Here is a 17,330-nt window from a genome sequence, read left to right as displayed (position 1 = left end):
CGTCACTCCGAGGCAGCGAGCTGACCGCAGGCGGCGTCGATGTCGCTGCCGCGGGTGTCGCGCAGGGTCGTGGCGATGCCCGAGTCGTTGAGGCGGCGGACGAACTCGTCCATGTCCTCCTCGCGCGACCGGGTGAACTGCGAGCCGGGGATGTCGTTGAGCGGGATCGGGTTGATGTGCACCCAGCCGGTGCCGCGTCCGTTGGCTGACAGCACCTCGGCGAGGAGGTCGGCACGCCACGCCTGGTCGTTGATGTCGCGCATCATGGCGTACTCGATCGAGACCCGGCGACCCGTCTTCTCGAAGTACTCGTACGCCGCGGCGACGGTCTCCTCGACCGAGAAACGCGTGTTGATCGGCACCAGCTCGTTGCGGAGCTCGTCGTCGGGCGCGTGCAGGCTGAGCGCCAGGGTCACCGGGATGCCCTCGTCGGCCAGCTGCTTGATCCGCGGCACCAGGCCGACCGTGGAGACGGTCACGTGGCGGGCGGACAGTCCGAGGCCCGCCGGAGCGGGGTCGGTGAGGCGGCGTACGGCGGCGACGGTCGCCTTGTAGTTGGCGAGCGGCTCCCCCATGCCCATGAAGACCACGTTGGAGAGGCGCCCCGGTCCGCCGGCGACGTCACCGTTGGCCATGGCACGGGCGCCGACGACGACCTGGTGGACGATCTCCGCCGTGGACATGTTGCGCTGCAGGCCGCCCTGGCCCGTGGCGCAGAACGGGCAGGCCATGCCGCACCCGGCCTGGCTCGAGATGCAGATGGTGGCGCGGTCCTTGTAGCGCATGAGCACCGACTCGACGAGCGAGCCGTCGAAGAGCTTCCAGAGCGTCTTGACCGTCTTGCCACGGTCGGCCTGCTGCTCGCGGATCGGCGTCATCAGGTCCGGGAGGAGCGCGTTGACCAGGTCGTCGCGCTGCGCGGCCGGGAGGTCGGTCATCTCGGCCGGGTCGTGCACGAGCCGGCCGAAGTAGTGGGTCGACAGCTGCTTGGCACGGAAGCCGGGCAGCCCCATCTCGGTGAGCAGCTCCTTGCGGCCCGTCTCGTCGAGGTCGGCGAGGTGGCGGGGCGGCTTGCCGCGGCCACGCGGGGCCTCGAAGACGAGGGGCAGGGTCTGGAACTTCTCACTCATGACAGCGCGATTCTCCCATCCCCCGGGAGGCCTGCCGAATCGCGCGGCGCGAGTCAGCCGGCCCGGAAGGTCAGTGCGACCTCGCCGTGGGTGATCACGAGCGTCTTCTCCGTGACCCGGTACGACGTCCGGCCCGTGAGCACGCGGCTGACCGTGTCGTCCAGCGCCTGCCGGTCCGGGTCCGCGCAGGCCATGAGGGTCCGCATGTGCGGCATCCAGCGGATGACGCCGTCGGCGACCTCGATGTCGGCCCCGAAGCCGTTGCAGAGCCCGCTCACGTGCGCGACGTCGGTGCCCTCCAGCACCAGCGCCACCTCCGGCCCGGCGGGCACCGAGCCGGCGACCTCGCCGCGGGTGACGCCGTCGAGCACCCAGCGGGTCCGCCTCAGGTCCTGGTCGGGATGCACGGCGGTGCGCGGGCGGAGGGTGAGGACGACGTCGCCTGCGGTGATCGTCTGCTGCTGCCAGTCGATCGTCGCGGGGCGGGCGAAGAGTCCGGCGAGCCAGGTGTCCTGCGCCATCCGGGGCTGCGGGCAGCCCATCTCGGTGGATGCCACCGGGCCGACCGTCAGCCGCGAGCCGTCGATCGTGTAGGCCGCGCTCATCCGGTTGCAACCGGCCTGCAGGTCCAGGTTCCCGTCGGCGAAGGAGAGCCGGATCTCGGTGCCCCGGACGACGGCATGGGGCTGCCCGCCGTCGGTGACCGCCGTGACGACGTAGTCACCGGACAGCGTCGGCATCAGACCCGGCTCCCGGTGGCCTTCGGTGCCGCAGGCCGCGATGGTCACGGCGAGCGCGAGGAGGACGAGCACCTTCATGCAGGTGTGACGCACTGGCCCGCCGCGGGGTTCCCTGGGCTACCGGGTGAAGACCAGGTAGTGCAGCAGCAGCCAGATCGGCGCGACCGTCGCGAGGAGCGAGTCGAGCCGGTCCATCAGGCCCCCGTGGCCCGGGATGATCTGGCTCATGTCCTTGATGCCGAGGTCGCGCTTGATGACGGACTCGCAGAGGTCGCCGAGCGTCGCCATCGTGACCGCGATCAGACCGAGCAGGATGCCCACCCACCAGTCGCCGTCGAGGAGCCAGGTGACGACGGCGATGCCGACCGCGACGCAGAAGACCGCCGAGCCGGCGAAGCCCTCCCACGACTTCTTCGGGGAGATGACCGGAGCCATCGGATGCTTGCCGAAGAGGACGCCCGCGATGTAGCCGCCGATGTCCGAGGCGATCGTCACGAGGACGAAGGCCACGACTCCGAGCACGCCGTAGTCGACCTCGTCGGTCCAGCGCGCGGTGCCGTCCTCCCGGAGGAGGAGAGCGACGAAGGAGCCCAGGAACGGCAGGTAGATCAGCGCGAAGACCGCCGCCGTGGCGTTCTGGACGTAGCCGTCCACGCCGCGGCGCAGGAGGTGCAGCATGATCGCCAGCGCGGTCACCGCGGTCGCCGTGACCAGGGCGGGCGCACCCCAGACGAAGGCCACGGCCACCATCACGACGCCGCCGATCATCAGCGGCTGCTCGGGGAGGTCGATGCCCTTGGCCAGGAACCCCTTGCGGAGCTCCCAGACCGCGACGACGACCGCCGCGGCCACGATGAACATGAACGCCGGCTTCCAGAACGCCAGCGACGCGAAGATCGCGGCGAGCAGCACGACGGCGGAGGTGATCGCGGCCTTCAGGTCACGGCCGGCACGGCCATGGTCCTTCTGCGGCGCAGGAGTGGAGGTCGTCACAGGCGAACCCTCTCAGACTTCGAGGAGTTCCGCTTCCTTCGCCTTCAGCATCTCGTCGATCGCGTCGACGTGCTTCTTCGTCGTCGCGTCGAGCTTCTTCTCGGCACCGGTGACGTCGTCCTTGCCGACCTCGCCGTCCTTCTCGAGCTGCTCGAGGCCCTGCTTGGCCTTCTGGCGGACCTGGCGGACCGCGACGCGACCCTGCTCGGCCTTCTCCTTGGCCTGCTTGACGAACTCCTTGCGGCGCTCCTCGGTGAGCTCCGGGAACACGGCGCGCAGCACCTTGCCGTCGTTGGACGGGTTCACGCCGAGGTCGCTGTCGCGGATCGCCTTCTCGATGGCGCCCATCGCGCCCTGGTCGAACGGGGCGATGAGGATGGTGCGCGCGTCCTGCGCGGTGAAGGTGGCCAGGCCCGCGAGCGGGGTCGGGGTCCCGTAGTACTCCGCGGTCAGCTTGTTGAAGACCGTCGGGGTGACGCGGCCGGCGCGGATCGTGGCGAAGTTCTCCCGGGTCGCCTCGACCGACTTCGCCATCTTCTGGTCGGCCTCGTCGAGGATGCTGGTGATCGGCACGGTCTTCTCCTGGTGTGTGCGGTGCAGTGCGGGATCCGGCGTACGCCGGTGGATGTCTGGGGCGTCAGCCGGCGCTGACGAGCGTGCCGATCTTCTCACCCATGACGACGCGCAGGATGTTGCCCTCGGGCTCCATGCCGAAGACGACCATGGGGAGCTTGTTCTCGCCACAGAGCGCGAACGCCGTCTGGTCCATGATCTTGAGGCCCTGCGAGATCGCGTCGGTGTAGGTGACGTGGTCGAGCTTGGTGGCGGTGGGGTCCTTGCGCGGGTCGGCGGTGTAGACGCCGTCGACGCCGTTCTTGGCGACGAGGACGACGTCGCACTTGCTCTCCAGCGCGCGCTGGACGGCGACCGTGTCGGTCGAGAAGAAGGGCATGCCCATGCCGGCGCCGAAGATGACGACGCGGCCCTTCTCCATGTGCCGGATGGCCCGGCGCGGGATGTACGGCTCCGCGACCTGGCCCATCGTGATGGCCGTCTGCACGCGGGTGTCGACGCCCTCCTTCTCCAGGAAGTCCTGGAGGGCCAGGCAGTTCATGACGATGCCGAGCATGCCCATGTAGTCGGCGCGGACCCGGTCCATGCCCTTCTCCTGGAGCTCGGCACCGCGGAAGAAGTTGCCGCCGCCGGTCACGACCGCGACCTGGGCACCGGCATCGACGACGGCCTTGATCTCCCGGGCGACCGCCGCGACGACGTCGGGGTCGACGCCGACCGAGCCACCGCCGAACACCTCACCGGAGAGCTTGAGCAGGACGCGGTTGTAGGCCGGCATGGAGATCCCTTCGGGGGTCTGGGTGGAGCGGATGCGCGGGGGCAAACCTATCGCACCGTGCAGACAGACAGCGGGGCCGGTACGACGTGCGTCGTACCGGCCCCGCTGGTGCCTGTCAGGCGGTGCGTCAGGCACCGACCTCGAAGCGGGCGAACTTGGTGACCGTGGTGCCGGCCGCGTCCAGGACCTGCTTGACCGTCTTCTTCGACTCGAAGACCGACTCCTGGTCCAGGAGGACGATCTCCTTGAAGAAGGCGCCGATGCGACCCTCGACGATCTTGGCGACGGCAGCCTCCGGCTTGCCCTCCTCCAGCGTCTTCTTGGTGAGGACGTCCTTCTCGGCCTCGACGACGTCCGCGGGGACCTCGTCGGCGGTGAGGAACTGCGCCTTCAGCGCGGCGGCCTGCTGGGCGGCCTGCTTGGCGGCAGCCTCGTCGCCCGTGTACTCGACGAGGACGCCGAGGGTCGGGGGCAGGTCGGAGGCCTTCTTGTGGAGGTACACCGTGGTGTTGCCCTCGAAGTAGGCGACCTCGCCGAGCTCGATCTTCTCGCCGATGGTGCGGGCGAGCTCGTCGACGGTCTCGCCGACGGTGGTGTCGCCCAGGGCGACGGCGCGGAGCTCCTCGACCGTGGTGGCCTTGGCGGCGTCGGCGGCCTCGGCGATCGCGTTGGCGGCGTTGACGAAGGCCTCGTTCTTGGCGACGAAGTCGGTCTCGGCCTTGAGCGAGATGAGGGCGTTGCCAGCGGCGGCGACGAGGCCGGCGGAGGCCTCGCGCTCGGCGGCACGCGCGGCAGCCTTGGCGGCACCCTTGACGCGGAGCAGCTCGACAGCCTTGTCGAGGTCGCCACCGGTCTCGTCGAGCGCCTTCTTGCACTCCATCATGCCGGCCTGGGTGATCTCGCGGAGCTTCTTGACGTCAGCAGCGGTGAAAGCCATGTTCTTCTTCCCTCTTGGTTCGTGAAAAGTCTGGTGAGCGCGGAACGCGGGCTGCCGTCAACGACGACAGCCCGCGTTACACATGAGCCTGATCAGGCCTCGGCCGGAGCCTCGGTGGCCTCGGTGGCCTCGGCGGCCGGCGCCTCGGTGGCCTCGGCCGGGGCGAGGAGCTCCTGCTCCCACTCGGCCAGCGGCTCCTCGGAGCCGACGGTCTCGGCGCCCTCGGCGGCCTTGACGCCCGAGCGGGCGATGAGGCCCTCGGCGGCGGCGTCGGCGATCACGCGGGTCAGCAGGCCGACAGCACGGATGGCGTCGTCGTTGCCCGGGATCGGGAAGTCGACCTCGTCCGGGTCGCAGTTGGTGTCGAGGATGCCGACGATCGGGATACGCAGCTTGCGCGCCTCCTCGATGGCCAGGTGCTCCTTCTTGGTGTCGACGACCCAGATGGCCGACGGCACGCGGGTCATCTCACGGATACCACCGAGGGTCTTCTCGAGCTTGGCGTGCTCCCGCTTCATCTGCAGGAGCTCCTTCTTCGTGCGACCCGAGCCGGCAACCGTGTCGAAGTCGACGAGGTCGAGCTCCTTCAGGCGGTTGATGCGCTGGTGGACGGTGGTGAAGTTGGTGAGCATGCCGCCGAGCCAACGCTGGTTGACGTAGGGCATGCCGACGCGCGTCGCCTGCTCGGCGATGGCCTCCTGGGCCTGCTTCTTCGTGCCGACGAACATGATCGTGCCGCCCTTGGCCACGGTCTCCTTGACGAAGGCGTAGCTGCGGTCGATGTAGGCCAGCGACTGCTGCAGGTCGATGATGTAGATGCCGTTGCGCTCGGTCATGATGAAGCGCTTCATCTTCGGGTTCCAGCGACGGGTCTGGTGTCCGAAGTGGACGCCGCTCTCGAGGAGCTGGCGCATGGTCACGACTGCCATGGTGGTTCTCTTCCTGGTGTGTCGCCCCGGCCCGTGTGCGAGTCGCCTTGGCCCATGCGGGAGGCGCTCCGGATTCCGGTGCGGTGTGTTTTCAGTTGCTGCCGCCGACGGGTGCCGGTGGCCCTGGCGCCTGCACGCCGCTCCGACCCACCGCGTGGTGGAACCGAGGAGCGGCGCCCGCGTGCGACCGGCTCCCAGGGAGGAGCCGCCACGGTCGTCAGGCGCGCGAAGTCAACCCACGGATGGGTTGCCTTCCCAGACTAGTCGCTCACGGGGCCACGGGCGAATCCGGCACCGCCGCCCCCGTCGTCCCGGTTTCGATGCACAAGGCGGTCGAGCGGCCCTCCCTCCACCGGCCAGGCCCAGTGAGCCGACCCGGCCGGGCCCGACGGCGGAGGGTCGGGCCATGTACCTGATCATTCCCGCGCTGCTCAGCACGCTGTACGCCCTGCCCACCACCACTCCCCCGCACGCCGCGCTGACCGCTACCGCTCCGGGGCCGGCGCCGACCGCCACGGAGCACCTCGACCCACGCGGGCGCGGCGTCTGGCCAGTCGGCACGTCGCCGGTCGTCGTGCACGGCTTCGCGCCTCCCCCGATGCCCTGGGCGGCGGGCCATCGCGGGGTCGACCTCGACGCAGCGGCCGGCGACACCGTGCGCGCGGCCCTGGCCGGGCAGGTCGTGTTCACGGGCCGGATCGCCGGACGCGGTGTGGTCGTGGTCAGCCACGGCGCGACCCGCACGACCTACGAACCGGTGACCGCGCTCGTCCACGTCGGGGATCGGGTCGGCACGGGCGCGCCGATCGGCGTGCTCCAGGCTGGTGGGCACTGCGCCCCCGGCACCTGCCTGCACTGGGGCTGGCTGCGGGGCGAGACCTACCTCGACCCGCTCGAGCTCGTCGGCGCGGCGGGGCCGGTGCGCCTCAAGCCGTGGCAGGGACTGTCGGGTGCGGCCTGACGCCGGGCAGCGGCTCCGCCGCTAGGCCCGCGGATGCGCCTGCTGGTAGGCGGTGCGCAGCCTTTCGTTGCTGATGTGGGTGTACACCTGCGTGGTCGCCATCGACGCATGGCCGAGGAGCTCCTGCACGGTGCGCAGGTCCGCTCCCCCTTCGAGAAGATGGGTGGCGGCGGTGTGCCGCAGCCCGTGCGGCGCGATGTCCGGGGCACCGGGCACGCTGGTCACCCGGTCGTGGACGACCTGGCGCACCACCCGCTGGTCGATCCGGCCGCCGCGGGCCCCGAGGAAGAGGGCCGCGCCCGAGCCTGCCCGGGCGACTCCCGACCGCGCGGCGAGCCAGCGCCTCAGGGCAGCAGCAGCGGGCTGACCGAAGGGCACCGTGCGCTCCTTGCGGCCCTTGCCGAAGACGCGGACCACGTTGCGGTCGAAGTCCAGGTCGTCGATGTCGAGCCCACAGAGCTCCCCGACCCGGATGCCCGTGGCGTAGAGCAGCTCGAGGAGCGCGGCGTCACGAATCCCCGTCGGCCCCTCCTCTGCGGCTGTCGCCGAGGCGGCCTCCACGAGCGCGATGGCCTCGTCCTGGCGCAGGACCTCGGGCAGTGCGCGATGCGCCTTGGGTGAGGCGAGCCGCGCACCCGGGTCGGTCGCGATCCGGCCGGTGTGCAGCAACCAGGCCGTGAAGACCCGGGCTGCCGTCGCACGACGGGCGATCGTCGTGCGCGCCTTGCCGAGCGACTGCTGCTTCGCGAGCCAGCTGCGAAGGGCACGCAGGTCCAGGTCGTCCAGATCGTCGCCGCCGAGCCGCGCGACGTGCCCGAGCAGCGACTGGAGGTCGCCCAGATAGGCACGGACCGTGTGCGGCGTGAGGTCGCGCTCGACCGCCAGGTGGCGCTCGAAGTCGGCGAGCACCGCGGCATAGGCCTCGGGCAGCAGCTCGCTCTCGGTCATGGCCTCGATCGTAGGGACCCTCCGGGGGCGGCCCGGTCAGGCGCGCCCCTGCGGACCCAGCCTCCAGCCGTCCTCGAGGCGCTCGACGAAGCCGTCGCGTGCCAGGAAGCCCAACGCGGTCTGCACCCCGACCAGGCCGAGACCCGCTGCACGGGCGATCGACGCGGTCGAGGCAGCCCGGCTGACGGGGACCGCGTCGAGCACCCGTGCCTCGCGGGGCCGCAGGACGTCGCGCACGCGGGTCTCCACGCGTGGCTCCACCAGCAGGTGGGTGCCCGCGGCACCCATCAGCTCCAGCACCTCGGCACCCGAGGTGACCAGCTGCGCGGCACCCGAGCGCACGAGGTCGTGTGGACCCGCGGACTGGATGCTCGTCACCGGACCCGGCACGGCCATCAGGGTGCGGGTGAGGCGCTCCGCCCAGCGCGCCGTGCTCAGCGCTCCGCTTCGATGGGCCGCCTCGACGACGAGCGTGCCGCGCGCCAGCGCGGCGATCAGACGGTTGCGGATCAGGAACCGCACACGCGTCGGTGCACTGCCGGGTGGCACCTCCGAGATCACGGCTCCGTGCTCCGCGAGGTGCTCGAGGAGTCGCGTGTGCGCGACCGGATAGGGCCGGTCGACACCGCCGGCGAGGACAGCGACCGTGGGACCACCGCCCGCGACGGCGCCCCGGTGCGCGGCCTGGTCGATGCCGAAGGCGGCGCCCGAGATCACGGTGATCCCGTGGCCGGCCACGTCGGCGGCCACGCCACGCGCCACCGCCTCCCCGTACGCCGTCGACGAGCGCGAGCCCACCACCGCCAGGCTGTCGCCGAGGTCGTCGAGGGCGACGGGGCCGCGCACCCACAGGCCGAGCGGCGTACCGCCACGGTCGTGGACCGTGCCCGCCCGGTCGAGGTCATGGAGCTGGCCGGGCCACTCGGAGTCGCCGGGGACGACGAAGCGGATGCCGCGCGCCGCGGCGCGCTCGAGGTCGCCCACCGGGTCGTTGACGGCCAGCCGGCCGGCGATGTCGGTGTGCACGCCCTCCAGGTCACGCTCGTCGGACAGGGCCTCCAGCAGGCGCACGGCCCCCATCTCCGCCACCAGCGCGGCGATCCTCGGGTCGCCCGGCTCACCGAGCCGGCTGAGCGCCACCCGGGCGATGCGCTCCGGCTCAGCCGCCGTCACGACGCCCTCCCGACCATCCAGGAGTCGAGTCTCGCCCCGGTGCGCAGGCGCAGGGCGACCTCGACATCGGCACGGATCGGCACCGCGCGTCCGGCGAGGTCGGCGAGCGTCCATGCCAGCCGGTGCACGCGGACCGTGCCCCGGCGGGTCAGTGCACCGCTGCGCACGGCGGAGTCCACGACCACCTGCCCCACCTCGGGAAGCGGCCACGTGTCGCGGAGCCGGGCTGCAGGCACCTGGGCGTTGAGGCGCCACGGCAGGTCGGCGTAGCGCGCGGCCTGCCGGCCGCGGGCCTCGGTGACGCGTGCCCGCACCGTGGCGCTGTCCTCGGGCACGGGGTCAAGCGGCCCACTGGACAGCGACGCCACGGGCAGGACCTCGCGCGTGATGTCGATGCGGTCGATGGCGGGTCCGGTGAGGCGGCGACGGTACTCGCGGCGGGTCTGTTCGCTGCAGATGCACTGGTCCAGCGCGACCGAAGCCGCGTAGTTGCCGCAGGCGCAGGGGTTGCACGCGAGGACGAAGAGAGCCTGGGCCGGGAACGTCGCCACCTCCTCCCCGCGGGCGATCGTCACCTCGCCCGACTCCAGGGGCTGCCGCAGCGCATCCAGCACGTCACGCGCGAACAGCGGGAACTCATCGAGCATGACCACCCCGCAGTGCGCCTTGCTGATCTCGCCCGGCCGCGCGATGCCAGACCCGCCCCCGATCACGCTCACGAGCGAGGAGCGGTGATGCGGAGCGGCGTAGGGCGGGCGGGTCACCAGCCCACCGTCGGGCCCGAGAGTCCGGTCGAGCGACCTGATCGCGGTCACCTCGAGCGACTCGTCGACGGTCAGGTCGGGCAGGAGACCGGGAAGCCGCTCGGCGAGGGAGGTCTTGCCCGCCCCCTTCGGCCCTGTCAGGAGGAGGTGGTGTCCTCCGGCTGCGGCCACCTCGAGCGCCAGCCGCTCCTCCAGCATGCCGTCGAGGTCGGCCAGGTCGAGGTGCGCCAGGCGGTCATCGCCCCTCCACTGCAGCAGCCGGGCACCGGCCTGCGGCGCCACGGGAGCCGCGTCGGGGACCTCGGTCCCCTGCAGCCAGGCCACCACCTGCTGGAGTGAGCGGAGGCCGAAGACCTCGATGCCGGGCACCAGGGACGCCTCCGCCGCCTGTGACTGCGGGACCACCACGCGGCGTACGCCGGAGCGGGCGGCGGACATGACGAGGGGAAGCGCCGCCGGCAGTGGCCGGAGCTGCCCGGTCAGGCCGACCTCACCGAGGAAGACCGTGCCGTCGAGCAGCGCAGGCGGCACCTGCCCGGTCGCGGCGAGCACGCCGACGGCGATCGCCAGGTCGACCTGCGACCCGCGCTTGGGCAGGTCGGCGGGCGAGAGCAGGATCGTCACCCGCCGGGTTGCGGGCCAGGTGAGGCCGGCGTTCTTGATGGCGGTGCGACACCGCTCGCGGGCTTCGTTGATGGCGGCGTCGGGACGGCCCACGAGGTTGGTGCCGACGAGGCCCTGGGAGACGTCGACCTCGACGTCGACGAGGTGGCCGAGCAGGCCGGCGAGCGTGATCGTGCGTGCCGTCGCGCAGCTCATGCACCGACCGCCCGGATGTGCTCCACCACGTGCCCCTGCGCAGTGCGGAGCACCCCCACCAGGTCGATGCGGACCTCCGGCACCCGGACGTCGTGTGCGGCCACCCACTGCGCGCCGAGGCGCCGCAACCGCTCCGCCTTGCGGCGACCCACGGCCTCGAGGGGAGCTCCCCAACCGGTCGAGCTGCGGGTCTTCACCTCACACACGACCAGGGTCCGACCGTCACGCAGCACCAGGTCGAGCTCACCGCCTTCGCCGCGCCAGTTGCGATCCAGCACGACCATGCCCTCGCCCACCAGGTGGCGCGCGGCGAGCTGCTCGCCGTACGCCCCGAGCTTCTGCGCGCGTGTCCTCGGATCAGGGGACACGGCTTCGACCTGCCTGTTCGTCATCGTCGACACCTCCTGCACACACGCTCCCCGAACCGCGCCGGCCGGCCCGGCCCCCCGGCGCCGGGGTGTGGAGCTCCGGCCCGGCCTCCGTCGCTGGGGACGGAAACCGGGCCGCACCTCGGGTCAGCCGACGAGCCGGGGTGATGAGCAGTTCGGCGGAGGCGGCGAGATGTACACATCGGCTCCGGAGAGGTTCACACCGAAGGCCTCCGTGACGGGTGTGAGCACCTGCGTGTCGAGCGCAGAGACGACCGGCCCGAGGACGGTGTTGAGGACGTAGTTGACGACCGCGGAGCCCGTCTGCCCGATCAGGGGCACGTCGCTCGTGATGGTGCTCGTCGAGCCCTTTCCGGCCAGGCCGATCGACCCCGCGCCGGTCTCGACCGGGGTGTTGAAGTCCTTCGGCGGCACGCGGACCTGGGCCGTCTGGCTGCCGCCTGACGCAACGACGGAGACGCCCACCGAGGCGTTCACGTCCGGCAGCAGCCCCGCCAGCGTGATCGTCTTGGCGACGAGTCCCAGGTCGAGGGTGGCCAGACCACTGGTCGTCAGCACGTCGATGCCGTACGGCGACACGCTCGTGCCGGCGCCGCACACCGCATCCGTCAGCAGGCCCTCGGCCCATGCCACCTTCAGGCTCATCGTGATGTCGACCGTGGTGGTCACCAGCGCGAGCACCGTGGTGGTGTGCTTGCCGGTCACGTCGATCTGGATCTGCGCCGTACGCGCCCGTGCCTTGCCGACCGCACCGCAGGCCATCTTCGGCGGCTCGATCACCTTGACGTTGGCGGTCACGTTCGTCATGCCCGGAAGGCTGATCGAGAGCGGGATCGCCAGTGCGTTGGACCCGTTCGCGACGAACGCAGCACCGGAGATCAGGTCCAGGACGTTGACGGTGGCCTGCTTGGCCGCAGTGCTCGAGTCCGTCAGCGAGAAGAGCTTGCCGAGGTTCACCGTCGTGCTGAGCCCTGCAGCAGCATTGAGCTGCTGGAGGACCGTGAGCGACGCGGCGGCATCCGGGTCGCCGGCGTTCTTCGTGAGGATCGCGGCAGTCGCGTTGATCAGCGAGCCGAAGGTCACGTTGGTCGTCGCCAGGGCGTCGACGCTGCCCAGTCCCAGCTGGGTGGCGAGGTCGAGGAGGCTCACGTTGCCGCGGGCGAGACCCTGGTAGGAGAGGACGGACAGGTTGACCCCGAACGCCTTGTCCAGCAACGGCCCCAGGACGGACGAGTAGGTGTTGATCCGGGCAGCGAAGGAACCCAGTCGGAAGCAGGCGGTCTTCTGCGACGAGGCGACTGCGGAGCGGGCGACGGACCCCGAGCTGGAGAAGACCGGCAGGAAGTAGTCGACGCTGGTGCGGGTGAGCACCTTCACGTGGGTGGCGGCCGCGGAGCCGCTGTCGGAGAACGTCCCGTCCGCGTTGAGGATCCCCGGGTAGGCGCAGATGCCCGTGGTCGAGAGACGCGCCGACGCCGATGCGACGGCGGCTGCGGTGCACGTCGTCACCGACAGCGCGGCACCCACGGTGCTGCCCTGACGGGCCAACGACGCAGAGAGGGCCGACTGCCACGCGGCGTTGGACTTGAGCACCGACGACGTCGACCCATCGAGCCTGCGCGCCATGTCCATCGCCACCACGTCGGCCACCGCCTGCATGTCGCGCCGCGCCATGCGCTGGTACCCGATGTCCACGGTGAACGAGGTCGCCCCCACGAGGACCGTCGAGATGAGCAGGGCCGTGAACACCGCCACCGCACCGCGTTCGTCACGCTCACGCCGCGACAACGAGAACCACCTCATCAGTTGACCTGGGCGGTGGAGCTGAAGCTGAGGGTCGCGGGGATCATCGCGGTGGGCAGGAGGTTCGGGAGCGGGTTGTGCGTGCGGTAGGCGAACGACACCGTCACCTTCATGCACGTGGCGGACCCGCAGACGATGCTCGTCGGGGTGCAGGTGAGTCCCCCGCTGCCGCACGTCATGGAGAGGCTCGACAGAGCGGAGTTGACCGCGGCTGTCGCATTCGTCGCGGCCTGCGTGCTGGGGGTGCTGACCGCAGCCGCGCGGGCACCTTCGGCCGCCGCCTGCGTGAGGGCCTGGCGCACGCTGAACATGTAGCTGTAGCTGATGATGGCGAAGATGATCACCAGCAGGACCGGCAGCACCAGGGCGAACTCCAGCGCGGCTGCACCGCCCTCATCCCTCTGCGCGCGCGCACGCGCGAAAGCACGACGAGACATGACCCCTCCCAAGGCGTGTCCACAGTCGGTGCGGTTTCCCTCCCGGCACCTCGGGTCAGGATAGTGGCGCTTGCCACACCGTGTCGCGCCCGGTGGGCGAAATGAGCCGTTCGGGCTAGTCCGATCGGTCAGCCGTCAGAGGACGCTCAGACCTTCGGGTCGTCATCGGGCTTGGCGAGCTCCTCGACGTTCACGTCCTTGAAGGTGAGCACCTTGACGTTCTTCGCGAAGCGGGCCGGTCGGTACATGTCCCACACCCAGGCATCGCTCATCGACACCTCGAAGAACACGTCGCCCTGCTCCGTGCGGGCCTTCACGTCGACCTGGTTGCAGAGGTAGAAGCGGCGGTCGGTCTCCACGACGTACTTGAAGATCCGGGAGACGTCGCGGTACTCGCGATAGAGGTGGAGCTCCATCTCGGTCTCGTACTTCTCGAGATCCTCGGCACTCATCGCGACTCCTCCTGTGACGGTTCCGCGCCATTCTGCACGCCCGCCGGTACGCCGATCGCCGCGGCCCGCCGGAAGGCCACCGGGTCGATGACGTCGCACCCGGGAAGGCGCCAGCTGAGGCGGTGCTGCGGCGTCGGCCCGTGCTCCAGGAGCGCGGCCAGGTGCTCGGGAGCGCTGTATCCCTTGTTCTCCGCCCAGCCGTACTCCGGGTGCGCCTCGGCGAGCTCGAGCAGCAGCGCGTCGCGTGCCGTCTTGGCCAGCACGCTCGCAGCGGCGACAGCGGCGCACTTCATGTCGGCCTTGATCATCGTGACCACCGGGGGCACCGCGACGACGGCCGGCGTGGGACTGCCGAAGAGCGCCTCCTGCTCGGGCTCGCTGAGGTAGTCGTGGTTGCCGTCGAGCAGGACCACTCCGGCCTCGTCCGAGAGCTGGGCCAGTGCCCGCTGCCCCGCGAGACGGAGCGCGGCGGTGATGCCGAACTCGTCGATCTCGACCGGGCTGGCGTGACCGACGCCGTAGGAGATCGCCCAGCGCTGGATCCGCGGCACGAGCCGCTCCCGGGCAGCAGGGGTGAGCAGCTTGCTGTCACGGACGCCCGTCGGTGCCGACCTGGTCGCGGCATCGATCAGGACCATGCCGATGGTGACGGGACCGCAGAGAGCGCCGCGTCCGACCTCGTCGGCGGCCGCGAGGGTGGCGACGCCCTCACGGAGCAGGCGTCGCTCGACACGGAGCGAGGGGGCGGTACTCACCTCGGGTCCGGAACGCCCTTGAAGTCGTCAGGGCGCGAGATCATGTCGAACCGGCTGAGTGGCCAGACCAGCGCGAAGACCTTGCCGACGACGTCGTCCACCGGCACGAAGCCCTGGGTCGGCGGGCAGGTGGTGCTCCCCGGCACGCAGATGTGGGCACTCGAGTCGGCGGAGTCCGTGCGGTTGTCGCCCATGACGAAGAGGTAGCCCTTCGGCACGGTCACCTTGAGGTCACGCGGCCCGCACTTCTGGTTGCGGCCGACGATCTGCTGGCTCAGCGGCGCGGCACACGGAGTGTCCTTGGCGAGATAGGCCTTCTCGTCGACCGGAACGCCGTTCACCTTGAGGCGGCCCTGCTTGTCGCAGCAGGTGATGACGTCACCGCCGACGCCGATGACGCGCTTCACGAGGTGACCGCCGCTCGGGTAGAGCCCGACCTTGCCCAGGACCTTGGCGACCGGGCTCGTCGGGCCGGCGCTCTCGGACTCGCTGAGCCACCCGTCGGGGTCGGAGAAGACGATGACGTCGCCGCGCTGCGGGCTTCCCCCGCCCCAGTAGGAGACCTTCTGCACGAGGATCCGGTCGTTGACGTGCAGCCCCGGGAGCATCGACTCCGACGGGATGTAGAAGGCCTGGATGAAGAAGGCCTTCAGGAGCACCGCCAGGCCGAGCGCGATGCACAGCAGGAGGATCGACTCCTGCCAGATGGGCATCTGCCGCTTCCCTGCGGGTCCCAGGGAAATGGTCGAGGACCGCGCCCCCTCACCGGTGTCGGTGGTCCCGTTGCTCGGGTTGGGGTCGCGGTCCTCGGAAGTCACGCGGCAGAGCCTAACCGGCCCTGCGAGCGAGCGAGGCCTGCGCCTCGCCATACGCTCAGAACTCGCGGCGCTCCTTGATCTTGGCCTTCTTGCCCGTGAGGTTGCGCAGGTAGTAGAGCTTCGCGCGACGGACGTCACCGCGGGTCACGACCTCGATCTTCTCGAAGATCGGGGAGTGCAGCGGGAAGGTGCGCTCGACGCCCACGCCGAACGAGACCTTGCGGACGGTGAAGGTGCGGCCGATGCCCGAGCCGTGGATGCGGATGACCGCGCCCTGGAAGACCTGGACACGCGAGCGGTTGCCCTCGATGACCTTGACGTGGACCTTGATCGTGTCACCGGCGCGGAAGGCGGGGACGTCGTCGCGCTTGATGCCAGCGGCGAGCTGGTCGATCACGTTGCTCATGTTCACTCCTGACGGACGCCACAGGTCGACCGCAGATTTCGGTTTGATCGTTCGGGGTGGTCACGCTGCGTGGCCGGCGGCTCCCTGCGCCCCCTGTGGCAGGAGCGGGAAGCGGGACCTCCGTGCGATTCCCGGAGCGCCCCTTCGGCCAGCGTGGACCAAGGGTGAACTTTACGACAGGAGCGCGTACGCCGGAAAATCGGGCACTCCTGCTGGAAGGATCCGCCCATGACCTCCCCCGACGTACCGGCCGACGCAGTCGCGGGCGTGACGGACTGGCCGTCCCACGAGCACGAGGTCCGGCCGTGGCGGCAGGCCTCTCCGCGCGGCCCCCGCAAGGACCGCCTGGTCCGCGACATCACGGTCTCGCTGCCCCCGCGGATCGCACGCCTGAGCTTCGAGCCGGAGCCGGCACTGCTGCGCATGCTCGAGGCGGTCGCCGGTGGTCTGACCCACCTCGACATGGTCCACGGCCGCACGCTCGCCGCGCTCAACGGCCTACTCCTCCGGACCGAGTCCGTCGACTCCTCCAAGATCGAGAACGTCGACGCCTCGCTCGCCGACTACGGCAAGGCGCTGCTGGGCGAGGGGGCCAACTCCTCGGCGATGTCGATGGCGTCGGCCACCTCGGCGCTGGCCCGGATGATCCGCGACGCGGGCCAGCTCCCGCGCACGGTCTCCAAGGAGGCCATGCTCCAGGCCCACCACGACCTCTTCTCACGCGTGCCCGGCGACAACGTCCGCCCGGGCCACGTGCGGCACCGGCAGAACTGGGTCGGCGGCAGCGACTACTCGCCCCTGGGCGCCCTGCACGTGCCTCCCCCGCCGGAGACCGTCGACGCGTACCTCGACGACCTCTTCGCCTTCGCCAACCGTGACGACATGCCCGCCCTCGCGCAGGCCGCGATCGTGCACGCGCAGTTCGAGTCGATCCATCCCTTCACCGACGGCAACGGCCGGATCGGTCGCGCACTCATCCACGCCGTGCTCCGCAAGCGACGCGTGACGCGCCACCTGACGGTGCCGATCGCGTCGGGCCTCGTCTCCCACCGCGACCAGTACTTCCAGGCCCTCAACGACTACCGCGCCGGCCACGCCTCGACGATCGTCACCATGCTCGCCTCGGCGGCCTCGATCGCGACCCGCGAGTCGCACCAGACCGCGAAGGACGTCGTCGAGATCCGCGAGCGCTGGCAGGAGGCGTGCGCCCGCCCGTACGCCGGCACCCCGGCGTACCGGCTGCTGGATCTGGTCATCGAGGAGCCGATGGTCAACCTGCGCCTCGTCGGTGAGCGGCTCAACCTCGCCGAGGACGCCGCGAGGGCCGTGGTCTCCGACGCGGTCGCGGCTGGCGTGCTGACCCGCGCGAAGGGGTCGCGGCGTACCCCGGTCTGGCTCGCCCGCGACGTCCTGCACGAGGTGCACGACCTCAGCGTGCGGATCAGCGAGAAGGCCCTGACGCTCCATGCGGAAGACCACTGAGCAACGACGAAGGCCCGCCCCGCATGCGTGATGCGGGACGGGC

19 protein-coding genes are annotated in these 17,330 nt (G+C 70.8%); 2 read left to right on the top strand and 17 right to left on the bottom strand.

What is annotated here, in order from left to right; translation table 11 throughout:
• Positions 1-2: 2 nt before the first annotated feature.
• The 7 genes from rlmN to rpsB form a co-directional block, all read right to left on the bottom strand.
• On the bottom strand, positions 3-1,130 hold the full coding sequence (gene rlmN, locus Q5722_RS12645) for a dual-specificity RNA methyltransferase RlmN (RefSeq protein ID WP_305028616.1): 1,128 nt from the start codon (positions 1,128-1,130) through the stop codon (positions 3-5).
• A 53-nt stretch (positions 1,131-1,183) separates the two neighbouring features.
• Positions 1,184-1,948, bottom strand: coding sequence for an META domain-containing protein (locus tag Q5722_RS12640; RefSeq protein ID WP_305028615.1), 765 nt, complete (start codon positions 1,946-1,948; stop codon positions 1,184-1,186).
• A 39-nt stretch (positions 1,949-1,987) separates the two neighbouring features.
• Positions 1,988-2,863, bottom strand: a complete 876-nt coding sequence (locus Q5722_RS12635) for a phosphatidate cytidylyltransferase (protein ID WP_305028614.1) — start codon at positions 2,861-2,863, stop codon at positions 1,988-1,990.
• 12 nt (positions 2,864-2,875) lie between these two features.
• Positions 2,876-3,430 carry a ribosome recycling factor gene (gene frr / locus Q5722_RS12630; RefSeq protein WP_305029071.1) on the bottom strand — a complete coding sequence of 185 codons (555 nt, stop codon included), beginning with the start codon at positions 3,428-3,430 and terminating at the stop codon, positions 2,876-2,878.
• 70 nt (positions 3,431-3,500) lie between these two features.
• Entirely contained in the window at positions 3,501-4,214 is a 714-nt protein-coding gene (gene pyrH / locus Q5722_RS12625) for a UMP kinase (protein ID WP_305028613.1), read from the bottom strand.
• 127 nt (positions 4,215-4,341) lie between these two features.
• Positions 4,342-5,151 (bottom strand): translation elongation factor Ts, encoded by an 810-nt coding sequence (gene tsf, locus Q5722_RS12620; protein WP_305028612.1) that lies wholly within the window; start codon positions 5,149-5,151, stop codon positions 4,342-4,344.
• A gap of 92 nt (positions 5,152-5,243) precedes the next feature.
• Positions 5,244-6,080, bottom strand: a complete 837-nt coding sequence (rpsB, locus tag Q5722_RS12615; RefSeq protein ID WP_305028611.1) for a 30S ribosomal protein S2 — start codon at positions 6,078-6,080, stop codon at positions 5,244-5,246.
• A gap of 406 nt (positions 6,081-6,486) precedes the next feature.
• Here rpsB and Q5722_RS12610 point away from each other — a divergent pair, with 406 nt between their 5' ends.
• On the top strand, positions 6,487-7,041 hold the full coding sequence (locus Q5722_RS12610; RefSeq protein ID WP_305028610.1) for a murein hydrolase activator EnvC family protein: 555 nt from the start codon (positions 6,487-6,489) through the stop codon (positions 7,039-7,041).
• Positions 7,042-7,062: 21 nt separating this feature from the next.
• Here the strand turns inward: Q5722_RS12610 and Q5722_RS12605 are convergent, their stop codons facing one another.
• From Q5722_RS12605 to rplS, 10 genes are all read right to left on the bottom strand, one after another.
• On the bottom strand, positions 7,063-7,989 hold the full coding sequence (locus tag Q5722_RS12605; RefSeq protein ID WP_305028609.1) for a tyrosine recombinase XerC: 927 nt from the start codon (positions 7,987-7,989) through the stop codon (positions 7,063-7,065).
• Between the two features lie 36 nt (positions 7,990-8,025).
• Positions 8,026-9,162: a DNA-processing protein DprA gene (gene dprA / locus Q5722_RS12600; RefSeq protein WP_305028608.1), complete on the bottom strand. Its 1,137-nt coding sequence runs from the start codon at positions 9,160-9,162 to the stop codon at positions 8,026-8,028.
• Positions 9,159-10,745, bottom strand: a complete 1,587-nt coding sequence (locus Q5722_RS12595) for a YifB family Mg chelatase-like AAA ATPase (RefSeq protein ID WP_305028607.1) — start codon at positions 10,743-10,745, stop codon at positions 9,159-9,161. Before Q5722_RS12595 ends, dprA begins: the two co-directional genes overlap by 4 nt.
• Complete coding sequence (locus tag Q5722_RS12590; RefSeq protein ID WP_305028606.1) at positions 10,742-11,137, bottom strand: YraN family protein; 396 nt, start codon at positions 11,135-11,137, stop codon at positions 10,742-10,744. Before Q5722_RS12590 ends, Q5722_RS12595 begins: the two co-directional genes overlap by 4 nt.
• A 123-nt stretch (positions 11,138-11,260) precedes the next feature.
• Complete coding sequence (locus Q5722_RS12585) at positions 11,261-12,889, bottom strand: Tad domain-containing protein (protein WP_305028605.1); 1,629 nt, start codon at positions 12,887-12,889, stop codon at positions 11,261-11,263.
• A 47-nt stretch (positions 12,890-12,936) separates the two neighbouring features.
• Positions 12,937-13,374: a TadE family protein gene (locus Q5722_RS12580; protein WP_305028604.1), complete on the bottom strand. Its 438-nt coding sequence runs from the start codon at positions 13,372-13,374 to the stop codon at positions 12,937-12,939.
• Between the two features lie 146 nt (positions 13,375-13,520).
• The gene (locus tag Q5722_RS12575; protein WP_131584681.1) at positions 13,521-13,826 is read right to left on the bottom strand and encodes a DUF2469 domain-containing protein; all 306 of its coding nucleotides are present in this window, start codon (positions 13,824-13,826) and stop codon (positions 13,521-13,523) included.
• Positions 13,823-14,581: a ribonuclease HII gene (rnhB, locus tag Q5722_RS12570; protein ID WP_305028603.1), complete on the bottom strand. Its 759-nt coding sequence runs from the start codon at positions 14,579-14,581 to the stop codon at positions 13,823-13,825. The genes Q5722_RS12575 and rnhB overlap by 4 nt, the downstream gene beginning before the upstream one ends.
• Entirely contained in the window at positions 14,578-15,399 is an 822-nt protein-coding gene (gene lepB, locus Q5722_RS12565; RefSeq protein ID WP_305028602.1) for a signal peptidase I, read from the bottom strand. Before lepB ends, rnhB begins: the two co-directional genes overlap by 4 nt.
• Before the next feature lie 55 nt (positions 15,400-15,454).
• Complete coding sequence (gene rplS, locus Q5722_RS12560) at positions 15,455-15,805, bottom strand: 50S ribosomal protein L19 (protein ID WP_305028601.1); 351 nt, start codon at positions 15,803-15,805, stop codon at positions 15,455-15,457.
• A gap of 228 nt (positions 15,806-16,033) precedes the next feature.
• Between rplS and Q5722_RS12555 the strand changes: the two genes are divergently transcribed.
• A complete protein-coding gene (locus Q5722_RS12555) occupies positions 16,034-17,287 on the top strand; it encodes a Fic family protein (RefSeq protein ID WP_305028600.1) in 1,254 nt (417 codons plus the stop codon).
• The last annotated feature ends 43 nt before the right edge of the window (positions 17,288-17,330 follow it).

The organism is Nocardioides jiangxiensis, assembly GCF_030580915.1.
Lineage (GTDB): Bacteria > Actinomycetota > Actinomycetes > Propionibacteriales > Nocardioidaceae > Nocardioides > Nocardioides jiangxiensis.
This window is presented reverse-complemented; position numbering and strand designations above follow the sequence as displayed.

What these genes read in the sequence shown, in the direction of transcription:
- rlmN (WP_305028616.1), bottom strand. Translation starts at nt 1,130, where the DNA reads ATGAGTGAGAAGTTCCAGACCCTGCCCCTCGTCTTCGAGGCCCCGCGT.
- Q5722_RS12640 (WP_305028615.1), bottom strand. Translation starts at nt 1,948, where the DNA reads ATGAAGGTGCTCGTCCTCCTCGCGCTCGCCGTGACCATCGCGGCCTGC.
- pyrH (WP_305028613.1), bottom strand. Translation starts at nt 4,214, where the DNA reads ATGCCGGCCTACAACCGCGTCCTGCTCAAGCTCTCCGGTGAGGTGTTC.
- tsf (WP_305028612.1), bottom strand. Translation starts at nt 5,151, where the DNA reads ATGGCTTTCACCGCTGCTGACGTCAAGAAGCTCCGCGAGATCACCCAG.
- rpsB (WP_305028611.1), bottom strand. Translation starts at nt 6,080, where the DNA reads ATGGCAGTCGTGACCATGCGCCAGCTCCTCGAGAGCGGCGTCCACTTC.
- Q5722_RS12610 (WP_305028610.1), top strand. Translation starts at nt 6,487, where the DNA reads ATGTACCTGATCATTCCCGCGCTGCTCAGCACGCTGTACGCCCTGCCC.
- Q5722_RS12605 (WP_305028609.1), bottom strand. Translation starts at nt 7,989, where the DNA reads ATGACCGAGAGCGAGCTGCTGCCCGAGGCCTATGCCGCGGTGCTCGCC.
- Q5722_RS12595 (WP_305028607.1), bottom strand. Translation starts at nt 10,745, where the DNA reads ATGAGCTGCGCGACGGCACGCACGATCACGCTCGCCGGCCTGCTCGGC.
- Q5722_RS12590 (WP_305028606.1), bottom strand. Translation starts at nt 11,137, where the DNA reads ATGACGAACAGGCAGGTCGAAGCCGTGTCCCCTGATCCGAGGACACGC.
- Q5722_RS12580 (WP_305028604.1), bottom strand. Translation starts at nt 13,374, where the DNA reads ATGTCTCGTCGTGCTTTCGCGCGTGCGCGCGCGCAGAGGGATGAGGGC.
- Q5722_RS12575 (WP_131584681.1), bottom strand. Translation starts at nt 13,826, where the DNA reads ATGAGTGCCGAGGATCTCGAGAAGTACGAGACCGAGATGGAGCTCCAC.
- rplS (WP_305028601.1), bottom strand. Translation starts at nt 15,805, where the DNA reads ATGAGCAACGTGATCGACCAGCTCGCCGCTGGCATCAAGCGCGACGAC.
- Q5722_RS12555 (WP_305028600.1), top strand. Translation starts at nt 16,034, where the DNA reads ATGACCTCCCCCGACGTACCGGCCGACGCAGTCGCGGGCGTGACGGAC.